General features: G+C 59.2%; 17 protein-coding genes. 8 read left to right on the top strand and 9 right to left on the bottom strand.

Going from position 1 to position 19444, the window contains the following annotated elements; genetic code table 11:
• Window positions 1–8: 8 nt before the first annotated feature.
• On the bottom strand, window positions 9–1763 hold the full coding sequence (locus tag N4A58_RS19850) for a calcium-binding protein (RefSeq protein ID WP_293712992.1): 1755 nt from the start codon (window positions 1761–1763) through the stop codon (window positions 9–11).
• A 233-nt stretch (window positions 1764–1996) separates the two neighbouring features.
• Between N4A58_RS19850 and N4A58_RS19855 the strand changes: the two genes are divergently transcribed.
• Window positions 1997–2902 carry a homocysteine S-methyltransferase family protein gene (locus N4A58_RS19855; RefSeq protein ID WP_293712994.1) on the top strand — a complete coding sequence of 302 codons (906 nt, stop codon included), beginning with the start codon at window positions 1997–1999 and terminating at the stop codon, window positions 2900–2902.
• 1042 nt (window positions 2903–3944) lie between these two features.
• Window positions 3945–5999: a Hint domain-containing protein gene (locus N4A58_RS19860; protein ID WP_293712996.1), complete on the top strand. Its 2055-nt coding sequence runs from the start codon at window positions 3945–3947 to the stop codon at window positions 5997–5999.
• A 103-nt stretch (window positions 6000–6102) separates the two neighbouring features.
• Here N4A58_RS19860 and N4A58_RS19865 read toward each other — a convergent pair whose 3' ends face one another.
• From N4A58_RS19865 to N4A58_RS19890, 6 genes are all read right to left on the bottom strand, one after another.
• On the bottom strand, window positions 6103–6804 hold the full coding sequence (locus N4A58_RS19865; protein ID WP_293712998.1) for a hypothetical protein: 702 nt from the start codon (window positions 6802–6804) through the stop codon (window positions 6103–6105).
• A gap of 116 nt (window positions 6805–6920) precedes the next feature.
• Entirely contained in the window at window positions 6921–7400 is a 480-nt protein-coding gene (locus tag N4A58_RS19870; RefSeq protein ID WP_293713000.1) for a hypothetical protein, read from the bottom strand.
• A gap of 56 nt (window positions 7401–7456) precedes the next feature.
• A complete protein-coding gene (locus N4A58_RS19875) occupies window positions 7457–7975 on the bottom strand; it encodes a hypothetical protein (RefSeq protein WP_072704609.1) in 519 nt (172 codons plus the stop codon).
• Window positions 7976–8441: 466 nt separating this feature from the next.
• Window positions 8442–9359, bottom strand: a complete 918-nt coding sequence (locus N4A58_RS19880) for an MBL fold metallo-hydrolase (RefSeq protein WP_293713002.1) — start codon at window positions 9357–9359, stop codon at window positions 8442–8444.
• Between the two features lie 18 nt (window positions 9360–9377).
• Window positions 9378–9677: a DUF3817 domain-containing protein gene (locus N4A58_RS19885; RefSeq protein ID WP_293713004.1), complete on the bottom strand. Its 300-nt coding sequence runs from the start codon at window positions 9675–9677 to the stop codon at window positions 9378–9380.
• Between the two features lie 121 nt (window positions 9678–9798).
• Window positions 9799–10443 carry an SGNH/GDSL hydrolase family protein gene (locus tag N4A58_RS19890; protein ID WP_293713006.1) on the bottom strand — a complete coding sequence of 215 codons (645 nt, stop codon included), beginning with the start codon at window positions 10441–10443 and terminating at the stop codon, window positions 9799–9801.
• 85 nt (window positions 10444–10528) lie between these two features.
• Here N4A58_RS19890 and N4A58_RS19895 point away from each other — a divergent pair, with 85 nt between their 5' ends.
• Complete coding sequence (locus tag N4A58_RS19895; RefSeq protein ID WP_293713008.1) at window positions 10529–11962, top strand: DUF6880 family protein; 1434 nt, start codon at window positions 10529–10531, stop codon at window positions 11960–11962.
• A 3-nt stretch (window positions 11963–11965) separates the two neighbouring features.
• Here N4A58_RS19895 and N4A58_RS19900 read toward each other — a convergent pair whose 3' ends face one another.
• Both N4A58_RS19900 and N4A58_RS19905 read right to left on the bottom strand, forming a co-directional pair.
• Window positions 11966–12682, bottom strand: a complete 717-nt coding sequence (locus tag N4A58_RS19900; RefSeq protein WP_293713010.1) for a response regulator transcription factor — start codon at window positions 12680–12682, stop codon at window positions 11966–11968.
• Window positions 12679–13887, bottom strand: a complete 1209-nt coding sequence (locus N4A58_RS19905; protein WP_293713012.1) for an ATP-binding protein — start codon at window positions 13885–13887, stop codon at window positions 12679–12681. The genes N4A58_RS19900 and N4A58_RS19905 overlap by 4 nt, the downstream gene beginning before the upstream one ends.
• Before the next feature lie 245 nt (window positions 13888–14132).
• On the opposite strand from N4A58_RS19905, the gene N4A58_RS19910 reads away from it, so the two are divergent.
• The 5 genes from N4A58_RS19910 to N4A58_RS19930 all read left to right on the top strand — a co-directional run bounded on the left by N4A58_RS19910 (window position 14133) and on the right by N4A58_RS19930 (window position 19406).
• Window positions 14133–15152: an ABC transporter substrate-binding protein gene (locus tag N4A58_RS19910; RefSeq protein ID WP_293713013.1), complete on the top strand. Its 1020-nt coding sequence runs from the start codon at window positions 14133–14135 to the stop codon at window positions 15150–15152.
• 69 nt (window positions 15153–15221) lie between these two features.
• Entirely contained in the window at window positions 15222–16631 is a 1410-nt protein-coding gene (locus N4A58_RS19915) for a sugar ABC transporter ATP-binding protein (protein ID WP_293713015.1), read from the top strand.
• Window positions 16631–17554: an ABC transporter permease gene (locus N4A58_RS19920; RefSeq protein WP_293713017.1), complete on the top strand. Its 924-nt coding sequence runs from the start codon at window positions 16631–16633 to the stop codon at window positions 17552–17554. The genes N4A58_RS19915 and N4A58_RS19920 overlap by 1 nt, the downstream gene beginning before the upstream one ends.
• Window positions 17551–18480 (top strand): ABC transporter permease, encoded by a 930-nt coding sequence (locus N4A58_RS19925; RefSeq protein WP_293713019.1) that lies wholly within the window; start codon window positions 17551–17553, stop codon window positions 18478–18480. Before N4A58_RS19920 ends, N4A58_RS19925 begins: the two co-directional genes overlap by 4 nt.
• Entirely contained in the window at window positions 18477–19406 is a 930-nt protein-coding gene (locus N4A58_RS19930; protein WP_293713021.1) for an SMP-30/gluconolactonase/LRE family protein, read from the top strand. The genes N4A58_RS19925 and N4A58_RS19930 overlap by 4 nt, the downstream gene beginning before the upstream one ends.
• The last annotated feature ends 38 nt before the right edge of the window (window positions 19407–19444 follow it).

Consider the following 19444-nt stretch of genomic DNA (forward strand, 5'->3'; position numbering starts at 1 on the left):
TGACGCGCTTATATGGTGTCGAGAGTGTCGATGAAATCCATGATATCGATGGTATTTTTGACATCGCGCCAAGTGGTGTCGTTCAGGGTCAAGACTTGGCGACCTCCGAAGTCGATCACCAGATCATCGCCGTCTTGGTGTGCAACAGCTTTGACCTCTGCGACAGATGCATAACCTTCGAGGTAAAGAACCAAGCTATCGCCCTCGTCAGCGTCAAAGTCTGTCACGGTGTCTTGGCCAGAGGGGATGTAATAGGAGCCTTTGAAGTTGGTGAAGATAAAGGTGTCGCTGCCAGCATTGCCTGTCAGCGTGTCGTTTCCTTTGTCGCCCTCTATCCAGTCATCTCCGGCGCCGCCCTTGAGCGTGTCGTTCCCGCTTCCCCCAAGGAGGTAATCGTCTCCGGTTCCGCCAAACAGACGGTCCCGTTGAGATCCACCGTAAATCCAGTCGTCCCCGTTTCCGCCCCAGATGCGGTCTTTACCAGCATCACCGGAAAGATCATCAACACCGGACCCACCATGAATCTGGTCGTTGCCCGAGCCAGCCGAGATCATATCGCGACCTTTGCCAGCTGCCAGCCAGTCTGCTTCTGCGCCGCCAAAAAGAGTATCAGATCCGCGTCCGGTGAATGCGTAGAGCACACTGTCATAAGCTGTAACCCAAGTAGACCCTTGGCTGCCGATGAAACGCGTTGCCTCTGTATCATAGGGGTAATCGATGCCCCAACCGTCTGCGGTATTGTAGATCGTCGCGGTTGTGCCACCTGACTGATCGCGAACATTTACGGCAAGTTCACCTAGGACTTTCCCCAGATCACTCTTGTCCAAGAGGGATTGCTCCAGATCCGAGACGTGGGCTTCGTTCGCTTTCACCCATTTGGAGAAAGAGGTCCCGCCTCGGGTTTGTTCGATCAAATCAAGAGCACCATCGATGAACGTGTCCTGCAGATCCGCTACAAACGCTTCGGCCTCTTCCACGGTCTCGAAGTGCTCTGGCAGAAGATCCTTCCCCTTTGCGGCGAGCGCACTGCCAAGGTAGGACAAAGCACCTTGGGTCATGGGGGACGACAAGTCTGCCGGATCATATTCAGTTTGGTACTTGAGGATGTCGATGCCGACGAGACTGGCTTCGTCGAGATATTCGAAAGACCACGCGCTCGGATTTGCCGGATCGGCCATCTGATCAAAACGGTCCGGATCCGCTGACTGAGAGGTCAGATAATTGCTGACTTCGATCAAGCCTGCGTCGGGCAGGAGCCCTGTTTGAGTCACGCTGGTTGCTCGGTTCAGTACTGTTTGCAGCTGGCTGGCAGAAATTGTTTCAATGATGTAAAAGGTATCTGGACGTTCGTCGTAGTGGTATGGGGTCAGTTCCCCGCCATCGACCCAGTCCTGATAGCCGTCGGTCGGCATCGTACTGATCACCCCGACAGAGTTCTTGAAGTAGTCCTCTCCGCGCCAGTCGCCTTGGCCTGTCGGGTCGCCAGTGTCCCAACGGTCGGTCTCGTATGCGTCGTAAATCGTGCCGTACTGTTGAGCGTTGATTTCGATGCCGGTGCCGTCTTCAATCAAATTGGGGCGGCGGCCCCCGATGGTCAGCATCGAGTACATATGTTTGTCGGCCTGAACAAATTCCGGTCCGAGCCCCCAGTCACTCAGCGTTTCTGGGAAAGGTGCCTCGCGGTACTGGACCTTGATCTCGATATACAGTGCCACGGTGTCGAGAGATGTCTCGTACCCGTTCCAGATAACAGTCCCGCTCATAACAACTCCTGTCGGTGTGACTGCCATGCTTTTGAGCAATGTGCTTAAGATATCAACTATAAAGTGTAAGGAGTAATGAATTCCGGAAGTGTGGTGATGCGATTTCGCATCTCTTGGCTTTGTCGCCTGAACCGGCCATGCGGTTGAAACCCATTGCACCAGAGCTAGCGGTCTATAGAACTTTGACAAAGTGACGCTTTGCGCCCGTGATGGCGCGCTGGATGGGAATGCACATGACCCGGATCATCCTGCTGGACGGCGGCCTGAGCCGCGAGATGACCCGCTTTGGCGCGGAGCTGAAGCAGCCAGAGTGGTCGGCGGGCGCGCTTATCGATCATCCTCAGGCGATCAAGCAAGCGCATCAGGCCTTCTTCGAGGCCGGGGCAGAGATCGCGACCACGGCGAATTACGCGGTGGTTCCATTCCACATCGGCCAAGAGCGGTTTGAGGCGCGCGGCGCGGAACTGACCGCGCTGTCGGGAAAACTCGCCCGAGAGGCTGCGGATGAGGCGATGGCCAAAGGGCAGACTGCGCGTGTGGCGGGATGCTTGCCGCCTGCATGTGGCTCCTACTTGCCTGATGACTTCGATAGTGACGCAGCCAAAGAGATCCTGCGCGTTTTGGTAGAGGCTCTGACCCCCTATGCGGATTTTTGGCTGGCCGAGACCATGAGCAGCCTGTCCGAAATGCGCGAGACCGCCGCAGCCGCAGCGGGGACGGGCAAACCGCTCTGGCTGGCATGCAGTCTGCGCGATGACACGGTGGATGCTCCGGCGCAGCTGCGGTCCGGTGAAACGGTTCAGGATGCGGCGCGGCTGGCGGTCGAACTTGGGGCCGAGGCGTTGCTGTTCAACTGCTCTTTGCCAGAGGTGATGCAGTGCGCGGTCGTCACGGCGCGCGACGTGCTGGCTGACATGGGGCGTCCTATGCCCTTGGGCGTCTATGCCAACGGATTTGTGCCCAAGCCCAGAGAGGGCGGGGCCAACGAGACGATTTCAACCATCCGCGAAGATTTGGACCCCGCCGCCTATCTGGAATGGGCGGAGCGCTGGGTGGCGGCTGGGGCGACCCTGATCGGGGGCTGCTGTGGAATCGGTTCGACTCACATTGCTGCGCTAAGAGCCCGATTTCGCGCGTAATTCTGGTCCCAAACGCGCCGTGTGTGGCGCGATCGGTCGGAGTCCCATCCTTTCGATAGTCAAAACAGTTGTATTCTGAAAACCGAATTCGACTTCGGGTCGCAAAACGAAGGACATGCGCAAAACGAGATTGTGTAATTGCAGTTTAGAAGTTACCACACCTAAAGGTTAATGCCTGCAACTTCGATATTGCTCTTTGCGGTGCAGCAAAGAGTTTGTGAGCTGACGTTTTCGATAGTAGGGATAACCCATAAGGATAGGTCCTATCTTGTTTTTTGTTTGTCGAGTGAGCGTTTTCCTGACGTGCTGCAGCGCGGCAGTCACGGGGCCATAGAGCGAAGCAAACAGAGACAATGGAGAGCGGCCATTGAACGACGACACATCCTGATCGGGTGCAGGGCATCGGCCCGACGCGGGGATGACCTGACCTAAAACCTTCTTTTGACCTGAACTGTAGCACGGCGTGACGGCTGTCATCCGATCGATGAATTGTGCGCAGAGTGCAGGTTTTCATTCCTCTCAGGCGCGGAAGTCCTGAAGGCAGCGCAGTTCTTTCACGGGCTGCGAAAGAGCCCTTGAGACCAAAAGAAGTCTAAATGCCTCAGTGGGTGCCCTGAATTACCACGTAAAAACATGTGTCTACGTGTGATCTACGGCTCGTTTGCCGCCTCAAGGCCGACGGAAAGACCGTCAAGGGTCCGCACGTGATCGGCTCGAAAGCAAAAGTATTGCTCGGTTCCCGTTCTGACCGAGCGCCACGTAGGACGACATTGTTTGCCCTTTGGTTTGTACGGCGCGTTGTACTGGTTCCCCACCGCAGGCCACCGCCAAGTCATGAGTTTACTTTTACCAAATTTATTTGGGACTTCGTTGAATGCGGCGCTGCAGCAATCCCTTGCGGCCCCGTTGCATTCGGGATCATGAGCAGAGCCGCACACCTTTTTAAGTGTCGGTGCCACCAAACGATCCGCAAAACAAGTCCCGCATTTTTGAAAGCCGAAGTTTCAACTTTGAACGCGGCCGGTACACGAGGACTGTTTAGATGGCTTCAACACTCGATGTTACAGGTAATCTGTACACATACGACGGCACGCTTGCGCAGTTGCTGTCGCTTACGGTTCTGCCGTCCTTTACTTCGGTGTCCGGCACGGTTTCGATCACCGAGAACGATGGTGTCCTGACCTCGGGCGAAGTCGGCACCCTGAGCATCGACGGCGTGCCCCAATCCGTGGATTACGAAGGTGTCGCGAGTTTCAACGCGGACAGCTTGATCGGCGGCGTGCTGGGGATCTTGCTCGGCTCAACCGATGCGGCGGTGTTCACCTCGGCCACGGGCGAAGTCTACCTCTATGCGCCTGATGGCTTTCCTGTGCTCGCAGGGGTCGCGACCACGATCACCTTGGACGACACGGCGTCTTATAACTTGGCCCCCAGCACAGCGGGCGTGGATGGGACCAGCGGTGATGACGTCATGTTGGTGGGGTACACTGATGACGATGGCGACCAGATCACCAACGAAAATCTCCTATTCCTGCAGTCCGGCGATGACACGATCTATGGCTATGCGGGGAATGACTACATCAACGCCGGCTCGGGGTATGACACCGTCTATGGCGGGTCCGGTAATGACACGCTCCTTGGTGCTGCTGGAAACGACGTCCTTTACGGGGATGAGGGCAACGACAGCATAGACGGCGGCTCTGGCAACGACCTGATCTACGGCGGCGCGGACGATGACACGATCACCGGCGGCTTGGGGCGCGACACCGTTTATGGCGGCGACGGCAATGATACGTGGCTCGCGGGCGGAACGGACAGTGGCACGGATGTCGTTTACCTTGAGGGCGGCGATGACGTTGCGGAGGTCGGCTACTACACGCCCGCCGACGGACTAGAGGTTCTGGACGGTGGCGACGGCAACGACACTATCGCGCTGGATGGCACGGCGGTGGATGCCTTTGATCTTGGGATCACGCTGAACGATGACGGCACGGCCACCAATATTGGGTTCGCGACTCAGGTCCTGAATTTCGAAAACGTGCGTGGCAACTCTGGCGCGAACGCGATCACCGGTAACCTGTTGGACAACGAACTGATCGGGGCAGGGGGCCAAGATACGCTGTCCGGTGGCGGTGGCAACGATACGCTGGATGGGGGCGCGGACAACGATACGCTGGACGGCGGAGATGGCGACGATATCCTGACCGGCGGCGCGGGGGCGGACAGCCAGACAGGCGGCGCGGGCAACGATACCTTTATCATCGGGTCCGCGGCGGATGCGAATGGCGACGTGATCATTGGCGGGACGGGGCCGGATGATACGACGGATCAGGATGCCATTGACCTGAGCGCGCTTGATCCGGCCAGCTACACCATTACGGCAGTTGATGACCCGAACGACAGTGGCGCCAAAACCGGTACAGTGAACTTCACGACAGGCGAGGTGCTGACCTTTAGCGGGATCGAGATCATCTGCTTTGCCCAAGGGACAGAGATCATCACCGCAGACGGGCCGACTTGTGTAGAGGATTTGGCCGAGGGCGATTTGGTTATGACGATGGACAATGGATATCAGCCCGTGCGTTGGCTGGGGTCCAAGGCCTTGTCCGCTGCGGATTTGCAGACCGCGCCCAAGCTACGCCCGATCCGCATCGCGGCAGGTGCGCTGGGGAACGGGACGCCTGCGCGGGATTTGCTGGTGTCGCGTCAACATCGTGTGCTCTTGCGCTCTGCCATTGCCGAGCGGATGTTTGGCGTCAAAGAGGTGCTCGTAGCGGCGATCAAGCTGGTGGGGCTGCCGGGAATTGAGATCGCAGAAGGCGTGGACGGCGTGACCTACTTCCACATTCTCTTCGACCGGCACGAAATCGTCTTTTCCAATGGGGCCGCGACGGAGAGCTTGTTCACAGGCCCCGAAGCGTTGAAGGCCGTTTCAGAAGATGCCCGCGCCGAAATTCTGCAGCTCTTCCCTGATATTGCGGAGCAGACTGAACGGACGGCGGCGCGGCACATCCCGACCAAAGGCCAAAGGGTGCTGCGCCTGATCGCGCGACATGCGAAAAACCACAAGGCCCTGGTGGATCGGTCGGTGGCATAATACGCCAAGGAAAAGGCGGCCCCCAGAGTGCAAGGGCCGCCTTGGTCCTGTCGGGCGGCCGAGGCTCGACATTGCACTCACGTTATCGGAGCATTTCCAAATATTATGTTTCGACCCAGCCGGTCGAGCAGGGGCCAATGTAGGGCTGAAACAAATCATCAGGGCGAAGCACACAGTCCGACACAAAGCCTTGGGGCAAGGCCACAGCGCTGAAGTCGCCCATGCGGTCGATCACATCGACATCCCACCAGTCATAGAGCCGCGCCCATCGGGGCGTTGAGGCGTTAGGTTGGCTGCTGGCGTAAACGGGGATGCCGTCGTCTGGCGCGGACACACGGGCGCGGCCGACCAGCGATGGTTCGGGCAGAATATTTTCAGTCGAATAGAACTGCCCCATCGGCCCGCAATCCAAAGTCAGGTCGAACATCACGTCAGCATCGTACTGAACGGTGTTCGGACGGCACAGCACTTGGTCCACCTGCTGCTGCCAATCGGGACTTTGCAGCCACATTTCCATGGGGCCGTTTATGTCCACGTCATCGGCCTCGTCATCCCATCCGGCGCGAAATTGTAGGATTGCAGCGGTGTCACGGTTCGGATCCCAGAAGCCCATGGCAATCGACAGACCGGTGCCTTCGGTCACCTCCTCGACATAGTAGTCGCGGGTCGGGTCCATGGTCAGGGGCGGGTCATAAAACATCGCGCCTGTGTCGCGGGTGTGCCGGCTGAGAAAGGCCATATCCCCATCGCGGCACACGGTGATCTGATCGCCCCCGTCAGGCGCGACGGCGCATTGAAAGACCATATCATTGCCGCTGGCGCAGATTGCCAAAGCGGGGGGCGGCCTGCAACATCGCGAAGGCACAGACGAGCGCACCGCGTGATCGGCGTATCATAGAAATAAACATGTTGGTCAGAGCGTTATGGTGAAACCTGTGCGATCTCGACCGCCTCGATCAAGGTCGCCAAATTCTGCTCGACCGAGCCTGCATCGCAGGTCAGATTCGCCAAGACCGCGCCGTTCTGAGTGACGGTGATCCCGCCCTCGAGAACTGCGTCTTCGGCACGTTCTGTGGACCACCAGACCTCGTAGCCGTACTCTCCGGAATAGAAGGTGACGGCCTCCCAAATTGAACGGCCAACGCCACTCCATGGGGTGGCGATTAGGCTGGCTTTGTCAGTAATGATCTCTTTCTCAATCGCGCCGCCACGCTTGTAAAAGCCATAGGACGCGTTGTCGCCGTCGGCCCAGTAGTTGGTGTCACACACCTCGACCGCCTTGGCGCCGTTGTTGAACGTGCAGGTGAACATGACGCTTTCGTCGAGGGTGCAGTATTCGCCAGCTTGGGCGGCGCTGGTCATGGCGCCAAGCAAAACGGCGGTCAGGGCAATGCGTGCCATTAGAAGTCCTTTGTTTCAGAAAATTCGGGCGTTTTTGAGGGTGTGTTTATCGGACGTCAGGTGCCGGTGCTCCGGCGCAGATCGCTTGTCCCGACTGCGGCCTCTGGCACACCAAGCCATTCGTTGATCAGCCGCGCGGTGATCATAGACTTACGGTTCGGTGAAAATCCGTGGCTGATAATCAGGCGCTCGTGGCTCTCGTTCTGCTGCGCCACCAGCACAAGCCGGTAGGTTGTGCCCTTGTTCTTGCCTTGCCGGATGTCCACGTCAGCCTGACGGATGTCGGAGAGGGACACATCGTACCGATGTGCGCCGTGGAGCATGCGTTTGGACACAGACGCGGAATTGGCACCGCGATCCAGCGTCACCTCTGTCTGATGGAACAGGACCCAACAGGTCGCGGTGCCGAATACCAAAATCGTAGCTGATGCGATGTAGAAGCGGGGTGATAGCTTGATCCCCGCGTAGACGCTGATTGCAAATGCGAAAACAAAAATGGTCGCGATCAGCGCGGTCGCAAAACCGCTGGATCCATGCAGCCTGAAAAGCTGGCAAGAATTGGTATGAATATTCATCGCGCCATCAAAGATTTTTACTTGATGGTCAAAGGTTTAGGGAAGTTGACCTAGCGTGAGCAAGGAAATTGTTTCCATTTGGATAGGGAAGTCCGGTTTTCCAGACCATCTGTTATTATTTTCTGAGCTTGAGCCGAGCCGTTCGGAAAAGGTGCAATAAAGACAGCTATTTTAAATAGCTTTCTTCTTTCAGAGGCTTGCATGCGATCAAGAGCTATGCGCGCCGCTGATCACGCTTTTTGAACCTTATATAACAGAGGCGTGCGGACATATCCGAGGCATAAATCGTTTGATCTATTCTATGGCACAGGACTTCGCGGCCTGCGCGACACACCGCGCTATTTTCCGCGAATCCTAACGCTTTGGAAAACAACGCTGCCTTTGCGTCTGCACGCCCGTGAAAATACGCGCGTGCGATGGTCGAAATCTTAGTCTTCGCTTCGTTGCGGCTCATGGAAAGGAGCGCTTACTCCCACTCCATCTGTTCATACACCGTTTGTGCGTTTCGTTTTGCGAGCGCGTCGAATTGGTCCAGATAGGAAAACGCGGATTGGTCGACCTCGACCGACGAAATGATATCGCCGCCTTCGTCGATATGCGCGCCGATTTGCGTCCGCAAATTCTGCAGGTAATCGTAGGTGTCCGCAGTGGCACGATCGAGCGCGGTGAGCGGCCCGTGGCCGGGGATTACGGCGGTCGGGTTCAGAGCGGCGAGCGCCTCGAAGCTGTGAAGCCAGTTCGCGCTGTCCGAAAACTCCATCACGCCAAGGATGCGCCCCACATAGACGATGTCCCCAGTAAAGATTACGCCGCTGTCTGGCAGCCAGACAAAGCTATCTCCGGGCGTGTGGGCAGCGCCGGGGTGGCGCACCTCGATCTGCCGTTCCCCGAGGGTCAGGCTGTACGTGTCATCAAAGGTGATGTCGGCATAGGAGGGCGCAGTGCCCGTCAGACCGTCCGGCACCAGTTGCGCCAACATCGACAGCTGCATGGAGCCGCGCGCGGTTTGATCGACCACAGCAGCGGTCGAGGCGATGACCGTCGCGCCTTGATCCTTCCAGTAGCCGTTGCCAAGCCAGCGGTGATCCTGTCCGCCGGTATTGATCACGTATTTGACGGGCTGATTGGTCAGTGTCTGGACCGTTTCGTCCAGCAGCTTCGCGCCCGCCCAAGTCCCGCCGGGATCGATCAGAATGGCGCCTTCTGACGTTTCGATCAGGCCAAAGGTCGCGTTGTTGGCCAAGTTCTCGGGGTTTCGCTGTTCTGCGGGCCCTTCGATGGCCCAAATGCCGGGCGCGGCGGAGTGAATGGTAAACAGCTCTGCCAAAGCGGGCAGAGGGAGCAGCGCAGCAACACAAGTTATCAAGGCAAGAGGTGTTTTCATCAGCGGTGTGCTCGGCTCTCAGATGGCTTGCGCCGTTTGCCACCGACGCTTGATCGCACCGTCGTTCAGGAAGGTCCCGAATGGGATAAGCGAGGCGAGGCTGGCTCGAATGACATCGGCGTTGGTCCATGGGGCCTTGCGCATCAGCATGGCCATCAGTGCGATGTAGAGCAGAAAGGCGTAGCCATGCAGCGGGCCAACGATCTGCACCCAGAGCGGATCGTGAAGCATGTACTTGATCGGCATGGCGACGAAGAACAGCGCGAGGGTGGTGATCCCTTCGACGATCGCGGCGATGCGAAATGCGGTAAATAGCATGCGGTCGGCCCTACCCCATAGGTTCACAGATTTGAATGTGTTAGATTGGGATAGGGTGGGAACGACGAAAGCTCAATGCTTTTGCGGCAGAGCGAGAGGTTTTGTCGCAAAGCGATGCGGGTCAGTCATCGGTCAAAACAGGCGCAACCGTCTGTGCGATCAGGGCAGAGCCTTTGGCAGAGGGATGCATGCGATCGCTGGCAAATAGCGATAGCTCGTCCGAGCGAAAGGTCCGGTCCAAGTCCACAAGCGTCACCCCGGCGTCCCGTGCCGCCATGCGGGACAGGCGCGTTTCTAGCATGTCGTAGGGGGCCTCGCAGGTGGTGCCTGCGTAGCGCGGAGCGGTGTAGTAATCGACCCATGCGACCTTGCTGCCCTTGGCCCGCAGGCTGGACACCAGATCGGGGATAGCGCCAGAGATGCCATCAGGCGACACCAACCGATCCAGCACAGGCGCACAGTCGGAACACCCGCAATTGCGGCTCAGGTCATTGGCCCCGCCGTTCAGGACCACCCATTCGGGCGCGTAGCCATCAATCTGTTCGGGGATATTAAGTGGGCCGATGCCGCCGTCCACTTGCGCCAGCGACAGGGACACATCGCCCACCGGCTCGTCCAAGATACGCTGTAGCTGCGCCGCGACGTTCTGGTCACTGCCATTCCATGCGATCACGGAGTCGCCCGCGACAATGATCCGCGCGTTTCGGGGAACCTCGGCGGTGCAGGCGGCCAAGAGCAATATCAGTGGGAGGATGAGAATACGCATATCTCATAGCTAGATGGCGTTGCGTCTGCGGCAAACTAACTTAGACGTGAAGGGCGAACTGACTGAGACTAAGGATAGGACTGGCATGGCAGGCAAAGCGCTGAACAAGGCAAATCTGATGGCGCTGGGGACCGAAACCTTGGCAGAGCTGCTGCTCGAAACGGTCAAGGGCGATGCGGCCCGCCAACGCCGTGTTCGGCTTGTTCTGGCCGCAGGTCAGGGGGCCGAAGCGGTTGCCGTTGATGTGCGCAAACGCTTTGCCACGATCCGCAAGGCTCGCAGTTATATCTCTCGGAAAAAGCAAAGAACTCTGGCCAAGGAGCTGTCCGAACTGACCGAGCTGATCGAAACGCGGATTGCCGAGTCCGCGCCGGATCTGGCGTTTGACCTTTTGTGGGAACAGTTGCATCTGGCACGCGGTATTCTGGAGCGCACCGATGACGCGTGGAGCGCGATTGGCGACGTGATGCACCAAGCGATGGAGGCTGTAGCGCGGCTGTCGGCGAAACTGACGAAACCCCCCGAGGATTTGGCCGAAGACGTGTTTGATGCGGTGGTCGGGGATGTCTTTGGGACGTTTGAACATGCGGTGCGGGCAACGTCAGACGCTTTGGGCGCGTCGGGTATGGCGCGACTGAAAACGCTGGCGCGAGAGGCAGCCGAAGCCCCTGCGCCCGAGGCCGAGATCGCGCTCTATGCCGTTCTGACAGGAGCCTCGCGATCCGAAGCACGGGCCAGAGCAGCCCGCCAACGCCGTATCCATCTGCTGCTACAGGATCTCGCGGATCTAGAGGGGGACGTGGACGCATGGCTCGCCCAATACACGCCGCAGCAATTGACGGCCGAGACAGTCGCGCCTGCCGCTGCCGACCGCTTGCTGCAGGCAGGACGGGCAGAAGAGGCGCTGGCGCTGGTCGAGGCCGCGCTGGAACGGCGCGAGGGCAGCACGCGGGATCGCCTCGATCTGGACGAGGCACATTTTGCTTGTCTCGAAGCATTGGGGCGCAAGGATGACCTGATCGCCGCGCTTTGGGAGCGGTTCGAAACCCGCCTGTGTCCGGCAGCGTTGCAACGGCACCTGAAACTCCTGCCTGATTTTGAGGATATCGAGGCCGAAGACTGCGCACGTGCGCACATTCTGGGCTATCACCCGATCCAGTCCGCGTTGCTGTATTGCCAACGGGCGCCCGACCTGTCGCTCGCTGCGCAGCTGGTGCTGGCGCGCTATGACGAAATCGACGGAGAGGCCTACGAGCTGCTCTCTCCGCTGGCCGACGACCTATCAGCGCATCACCCACTGCCAGCGGTTCTACTTTGGCGTGCGATGATTGACTTTGCCCTGCGCCGCGGCCGTACGGGGCGCTACGGCCATGCCGCGCGCCATCTAATGGCGTGCACCACCGCGGACATGAGCATCGAAGACTACGCGGGCCACCCGTCGCACTACGCCTATGTCGAGGGCCTGCGCCGAAATTATGGGCGCAAGGCGGCGTTCTGGGAAAGGTTGGATACGGAGTAAGTCCTAAGCCCGTCCTGCTTGCCACTGCTCGAAATCGCGCTCTGCGGTTTCGAGCGTCTCGACGTTCAAGGTCCGTGTCACCAAAGCACGGTTTAAAGCGCGGACCCGTTTATTGATCGGGGTGTCGCCGTCCGTTGCGTCTTCGACCCCAAGCTTATCATAGAGCGACAGGAGCCTGTTTTGCACGGTTCGCAAAGACATCCCACGGCGCTCTGCGATCATGCGATCTTGCAGGCCAAGCCCCAAATCCACCAGCACGGCAAATTCGCTGTCATCGAGTGTATTCCGCGGCGATGCTGTGCGGCGCTGCAGACGGTGAATTTCGCGGTCCACCATGATCTGACCTTCGACGAGTACGGCGCGCAGTGCCAGTTTCAACCGGTCGCGGGGCGCCGTTTTCAGCAGATAACCATAGGCGCTGTCCTCGGGGACGATGGCGCTGATCCCGCGCAAGTAGGCTTCGTCCGCGTAGTTCGACCAGAACAGGATGCGGGTGTCTGCGCGCTCTTGCCAAAGGGTTTGCGCTGCCTCTATTCCATTGCGTTGTGACATGCGCAAGTCCATCACCACGGCGTCAATCGCCATGGCGCGGGCCTCGCGTTCAGCCTCTAGCCCGTTTACCGCGTGAAATATCTGGGTGACCTCGGGCAGGGACTCGACCAGAACATCCTCCATATAGGAAGCGTGAAACTGGTCATCTTCGACGAGGAGAACTTTCATCGTCTATCCTTTGGCTCTTGGGGGCGCGTGGGGATGCGCAAGGTCGCGCGGACAGTAGTGCCTTGGTCCGGCAGAATTTCCAGATCGGCCGAGATCAGGCGCGCACGGGTCCGCATGTGCAGCAGCCCCGACTGACGTGAAGGTGCAGCGGGAATCCCGCAGCCATTGTCTGAGATGGTAACAGCCAAGGTCGCCTGGGTGGGTTGATTGATGCGCACCGTGATCCGGCTTGCGCCAGCATGGCGCGTTGCGTTGTTGATCGCCTCTTGGGTGATGTGAAAGAGGGCGCTTCTGACGGTGGGGCCAAGAGTATCAGGCAGGCCATGGGTCAGGTCCTGTACGTCGAGGATCATACTGTCATCGTGACAAGCGCGCTCCAGATGCACTCGCACCGCATGAGTGAAGCCGAAGAGGTCGAGCAAGGTCGGCACCGCCATATCGATGATCCGCCGCAGGCCCGTGATCGTCTCTCTTAAATGATCGGCGAGGGCATCGCGAGGCAGGGGCGTTTCAGCCGTCACTTCACGTAGGAGCCGAGATAGATCGGCGAGGGTCTGGTCATGCAAGTCCATCCCAATCCGTTGTCGCTCCAACTCCATCGCTTGGGTCAATTCGAGCGCGCCACGGCGCAGCCCTTCTTCGCTCCCAAGGCCAGATGCTGGGGCGCGATTCCGGCGTTCAGCCTGTTCGGAAAGATGCAGGATGTGAAACCACGGGGCCAAAACGTCGGCGATCTGCTGCGCCTGTGCCACAGTCTGAAGGGAGTAGCGTGCAACTTGCGTATCAGACAGGTTCAAAGAGCCAATCAACCTGCCCTTGCATCGCAACGGTACGTGAACGCGGCTGCGTAAGCCGTGGTTCAAGATCGGTTCGCAAGCCGCACCGGGGTAGGTGAAACGGGCGTCGTTGATTGCGTCATCGGTCAGCATATACGGGCATTGTTCGTACAGCACCTCGCGGATCGGCGCATGGTCTATCCGGCCCGATGCGCGGGACCAGCGCGTGCGAATGCCGACCTCATGACTGACCACCCAGCCAGGACGGTCCAACAGGCAAACATCACAATGAACAAAGGGGACGAGTGCTGCGATATCGTCTTTGATCGACGGCAGCGCCGCTGAGATATCAGTCTGGTCGGCCAGTCGTCCGGACATGCGCGCCAGAACGGTGTCGCAGCCGGCTTCTTGCGCGGTGTGCAAAGTCATGTGTCTCCCCCGTCGCGCAGGCATCTCTCCCCAGAGCATTGCACGATCCCGCAAGTGTGCGCTGTCAAAGATCAAAAGGAAATACCCAAACCCGCAGGTCTGTTGCGGGTTCCCGCAACAACTCTGCGGCTGGCTGCCTTTACAACTATTGGGCGCAATCGCAGGGTTGAGGCAGGTTTCGGCACAAGGCGGGGGAGACGCCAGCAGGGACCGACAGAGCGCTGCGGCGCAAGGGAGGAAAATCTATGAAATCCATTTTGATGGGGGCGGCGACACTCGCCCTGATGGCGGGTGCTGTGCATGCCGAAAGCCACAGCGCGGCCACCGCTGACAAACGTATTGCCTTGTCCAACAACTACGCGGGGAATTCGTGGCGTCAGGCCATGCTGCAAACCTACGAAGAGACGGCAGAAGCAGCAGTCGCTGACGGTGTGGTTGCGGCGGCGGATGCATTTACCACGTCAGAAAACCAAACAACCGAGCAAGCGGCGCAGATTCAGAACATGATCTTGCAGGGCTATGACGCCATTCTGCTGAACGCTGCGTCGCCCACCGCCCTGAATGGCGCGGTCAAAGAAGCCTGCGACGCAGGTGTGAAAGTCATCAGCTTTGACAGCATCGTGACAGAACCTTGTGCATGGCGGATCGCAGTTGATTTCGTTGAGATGGGTCGCCAAGAGGTGGATTATCTGGCCACCCGCCTGCCCGAGGGCGGCAACCTGCTGGAAATCCGCGGACTTGCGGGCGTATCTACGGATGATGCCATCAGCCAAGGCATCCACGAGGGCGTAGAAAAGCATTCGCAGTTCAAAATCGTCGGGTCTGTCCACGGGGATTGGGCGCAGGATGTGGCCCAAAAAGCCGTCGCGGGTATTCTGCCCTCCCTCCCCGAAGTGGTGGGTGTCGTGACCCAAGGCGGAGACGGGTACGGCGCAGCCGAAGCCTTTGCCGCAGCGGGCCGCCCCACGCCGCTCATCATCCTTGGCAATCGTCAGGACGAGCTGAAGTGGTGGGCTGAGCAGCGGGATGCGAATGGATACGAGACTTTGTCCCTGTCGATCGCGCCGGGTGTGGCCTCGCTCGCGTTTTGGGTCGGCCAGCAGATTTTGGCTGGCGAAGATGTCCCCAAGGATCTGACCGTGCCCTTCCTGACCATCACCCAAGATGATCTGGACAGTGCGCTGGAAACCACGCCCGAAGGGTCTGTCGCGAATGTCAGCTACACCCTTGAGGATGCTCAGGCTGTGATCGCAGGCGCGAAGTAAACGCCTTGAGGTGACCTGCCCTGCGTGCGAGCGGGGCAGGGGCCGCAATCGCGGACGATCGGAGAATTCATGTCAGATTTGGAACGGACCCCCGTCGTGGCCTTGCGCGACGCGGCAAAACACTTTGGCCCGGTCAAGGCGCTGAACGGTGTGTCCTTGTCAGTAGCCCCGGGCGAGTGCCTCGGGCTTGTGGGGCACAACGGCGCGGGGAAATCGACGCTGGTGAACTTGGTGAACGGGACGTTCCCCGCGTCTGCGGGTGAAGTTACATTCCCGGAGGGCACCGAAGGCGTGCGCTCGGTATTTCAAGAGCTGTCGCTCTGTCCCAATTTGTCTGTGGCCGAGAACCTGTCGATTGCGCATCCCGATCTAAAGGGCTTTGGCTGGCGCGGTCCCGCGCGGGCGGAAATTTTGGCCAGTCTGGATCAGGTCTTCCCCGATCACGGCATTCACCCCGATACCGAAGTGGACCAATTGACCATCGCAGAGCGGCAGATGGTCGAGATCGCTATTGGCTTTGCCACACGGGGCGGGGCTGCGCGGTTGGTAATTTTGGATGAACCCACATCGTCTTTGGACGAAGGGATCGCGCGCCAGTTGCTGTCCCATGTCAAAGCGTTCTGCGCGTCTGGCGGGGCGGTGATCTTTATCTCCCACATGTTGGGCGAGATTTTCGACGTTTCCTCGCGGATCGTCGTATTGAAAGACGGGGTTGTCGTCGCGGACCGCCCTGCTGCGGAGTTTGACCGCCAAGGCTTGGTCGACGCGATGGGCCATGTCGCCGCCGAAGGACCGACAACACAGACCGCTCGCGCGGCGCTTGGAGAGGTCGTGATCCGCGCCGAAGGACTGGAAGCGCGGCGCGGCGAGATTGTGGGGCTGTCAGGATTGGCAGGACACGGGCAAGCGGCCGCTCTGGCGCGGCTCTATCTGGCAGAAACCTCGGATTGGCGGGCAGGGCGCGGGATGCGCGCTGTGTTTGTTGCCGGAGACCGCCCCCGCGACGGGGTGCTGCCGCTCTGGTCAATTCTGCGGAACATGTCGGTATCGGTACTCGGGCGCGATGCCAAAAGCGGCTTGGTCGATACAGGGGCCGAGAGACGCTTGGCCGAGGATTGGAAAAAGCGGATCGGTATTCGGACCAGCGATTTGACCAATCCGATCTTGTCCCTATCGGGCGGCAACCAGCAAAAGGTGCTCTTTGCACGCGCTTTGGCCTCTGATGCGACCGTTATCGTGATGGACGACCCCATGCGCGGCGTCGACGTGGGCACGAAACAGGATGTCTACGCCATTGTCCGTGCCGAAGCGGCCAAGGGCCGGACCTTCCTATGGTATTCGACCGAGACCGAGGAAGTCTGCCAATGCGATCGAGTGTTCGTTTTCCGAAACGGAGAAATCAGCGCCGAACTGACCGGAGACGAGATCACCGAAGAGAAGATCCTCGAGGCATCCTTTGAAATGCAGGAGGCTTCGTGATGTTGGCGCGATACCGTATTCTGTTGCCCGTCATTTCTCTGGCAGTGCTGCTGTGCCTGACTTTCTGGATGCAGCCACGCGCCATGAGCTATTTCGGGCTAAATCTGCTGTTCAATCTGGCGGTGCCGATCGCGTTGGCGACCATCGCACAGATGATGATTATCATGGTGAACGACATCGACTTGTCGTTGGGGGCGTTTGTCAGTTTGGTGGCATGCGTGACCGCGACGTGGCTGAACGATGCGCCGCTGATCGGGGCGTTGATCCTACTAGGGCTGATCGCGAGCTACGCTGCGATGGGTGCTGTCATCCATACGCTGGAACTCCCCGCGATTGTGGTGACGCTCGGGATGTCCTTTGTCTGGGGCGGGCTGGCGCTGTTTCTGCTGCCGACGCCGGGCGGAGCGTCTCCGGGATGGATCCGAGCCTTGATGACGGTCAAGCCACCGCTGATCCCGATGGCTGTAGTCGCCGCGATCCTGATCGCCGCGCTGACCCATATTCTGGTGATCCGGTCCAAGATCGGCACGGTACTGCGCGGGGTAGGCGGTAACACGCGCTCCATCGCGCGGGCGGGATGGAACGTGACCGCGTTAAAGGCGACGGCTTATGGCCTGTCAGGGCTGTTCGGTGTTCTAGCAGGAATGGCGTTGGTCGGACTGACGACCTCTGCGGATGCTAATATCGCGCTGCGTTACACGCTTTTATCGATTGCGGGTGTGATCCTTGGGGGCGGTGAGTTTACGGGCGGAAAGGTATCTCCTGTCGGTGCTGTAATCGGCGCGCTGACCCTGACGCTGGCTGCCTCTTTCCTATCCTTTCTCAGGCTGTCGCCAGACTGGCAGATCGGTGCACAGGGCGCGATCCTGATCCTTGTTCTGACCGCGCGCCTGCTGTTTTCGCGCAAGGGGGCTGCAACATGACCATGAGACCTTGGGTTTGGGCGTGGGCTGCGGCCGGATTGGCCTTTGTCATCACTCTGATGTTGACCTCGGGGCGGGGTGCCGGAGAGCTGGCGTATGCGGCTTTGTCCTTCGGAGCTTTCGCCGCGATCGTCGGACTGGGACAAATGCTGGTGATCACATTGGGGCCGGGTAATGTGGACCTGTCGATCCCTGCGTGCATGACACTGTCGGGCACACTGGCGCTGAAGACGATGGGTTCGGACCCGAATACAGCGATTCTGGGGCTGGTCGTGGCTTTGGCCACTGGTTTTGGCGTCGGCTGCGTGAATTTCCTGCTGATCTGGCTGCTGCGTTTGCCGCCCATCATCGCAACTCTTTCGGCCTCGCTGATTTATCAATCGCTCGCCATCTGGTCCAATCGTGGCCTGCGGATCAAACCGCCCGAAGGTCTTGCCGATTTCGCCACGGGCCGCTTTGTCGGGGTGCCGAATGTGGCTTGGGTTGCACTCATCCTCGCTGTCATCGTCTGGGTGATCCTAGAGCGCGCGGTCTGGGGCCGATGGCTGCTGGCATCCGGTCAGAACGCTCGTGCGGCCCGCTTGGCTGGCATTCCGGTCGAGGCGGTGCGTGCCGCGACCTACCTGTCCGTTTCGGTTTTCGCAGCCCTCGCAGGCTACTTGCTGGCCAGCTTTTCTGGTGGAGCCGCGCTCAATATGGGAGCCGAATACCTACTGACCTCAATCGCCGTGGTCGTTATCGGCGGGTCATCTATCGCAGGCGGGAATTCAAACGTCCCGGGCGTGATCGGCGCAGCGCTGTTCATGTTCCTCTTGGTGTCCATGCTGAACAGCTACGGCGCTGGTGCAGGGATCAAGAGCGTCCTGACCGGCACCATCATCATTGCAATCGTCATCGCAGCCAGCACTCGGAGGAGCCGCCAATGATCACCCTTCCCCCGCATCTTGAGGTCCATGATGACCGGTTTCGCGCTTTGACGCACCCTATGTCTCAGTTGGAGCGGATTGCCCAAGGTTTCACATGGACCGAAGGGCCGGTCTGGTTTGGCGACCGCGACGTCTTGCTGTTTTCTGACATCCCCTCGCGCCGGATCATGCAGTGGTCCGAGACAACGGGCATATCCCTTTACCGCGCCGAGTCCGGCTTCAACAATGGCAATACCCGCGACCGCCAAGGCCGCCTGATCGGTTGCCGCCACGGCGCGCGGGATGTGGTGCGGACAGAATACGACGGCTCAATCACAGTCCTGGCGGACCAATTCGAAGGTAAACGCCTGAACTCCCCGAATGACGTGGTGGTGTCTTCGGACGGTGTGATCTGGTTCACTGACCCGACCTACGGCATCATCTCGGATTTCGAGGGCTATCGCGCCACACCAGAACAACCCACCCAGAACGTGTATCGGTTGTCCCCCGAAGGCGCGCTGACCATTGCAGTCAGTGACTTCACACAGCCCAATGGTCTGTGCTTTTCGCCGGACGAAAAGATCCTATATATCGCCGAGAGTGGGTCCAGTCATGACGACTCTGTGGCTCCCGTAATCCGTCAATTCAGGGTCGAGGGCGAGGCCTTGATCGACGAAGGCGCCTTTGCCACCATCGACCAAGGCTTGCCTGACGGCATGCGCTGCGACGCGGCGGGCAACCTCTGGTCCTCGGCTGCGGACGGCGTCCATTGCTTTGCCCCCGATGGTACGCTTTTGGGTAAGATATTGGTGCCGGAAATCGTGTCGAACCTATGTTTCGGCGGGCCGGATGGAAGGCGGATGTTCATCACAGGCACGACGTCTGTCTATCGCGTCTTTGTCGATACGAAAGGTGCGGAGAGTTGGACGGGCCGGCGGACCTGCTAACCGCTGCAGTATTTTCTAGAAGTAAAAATGGTGGAAGC

The organism is Donghicola sp. (assembly GCF_025210255.1).
In the GTDB taxonomy this organism is placed as follows: Bacteria; Pseudomonadota; Alphaproteobacteria; order Rhodobacterales; family Rhodobacteraceae; genus Donghicola; species Donghicola eburneus.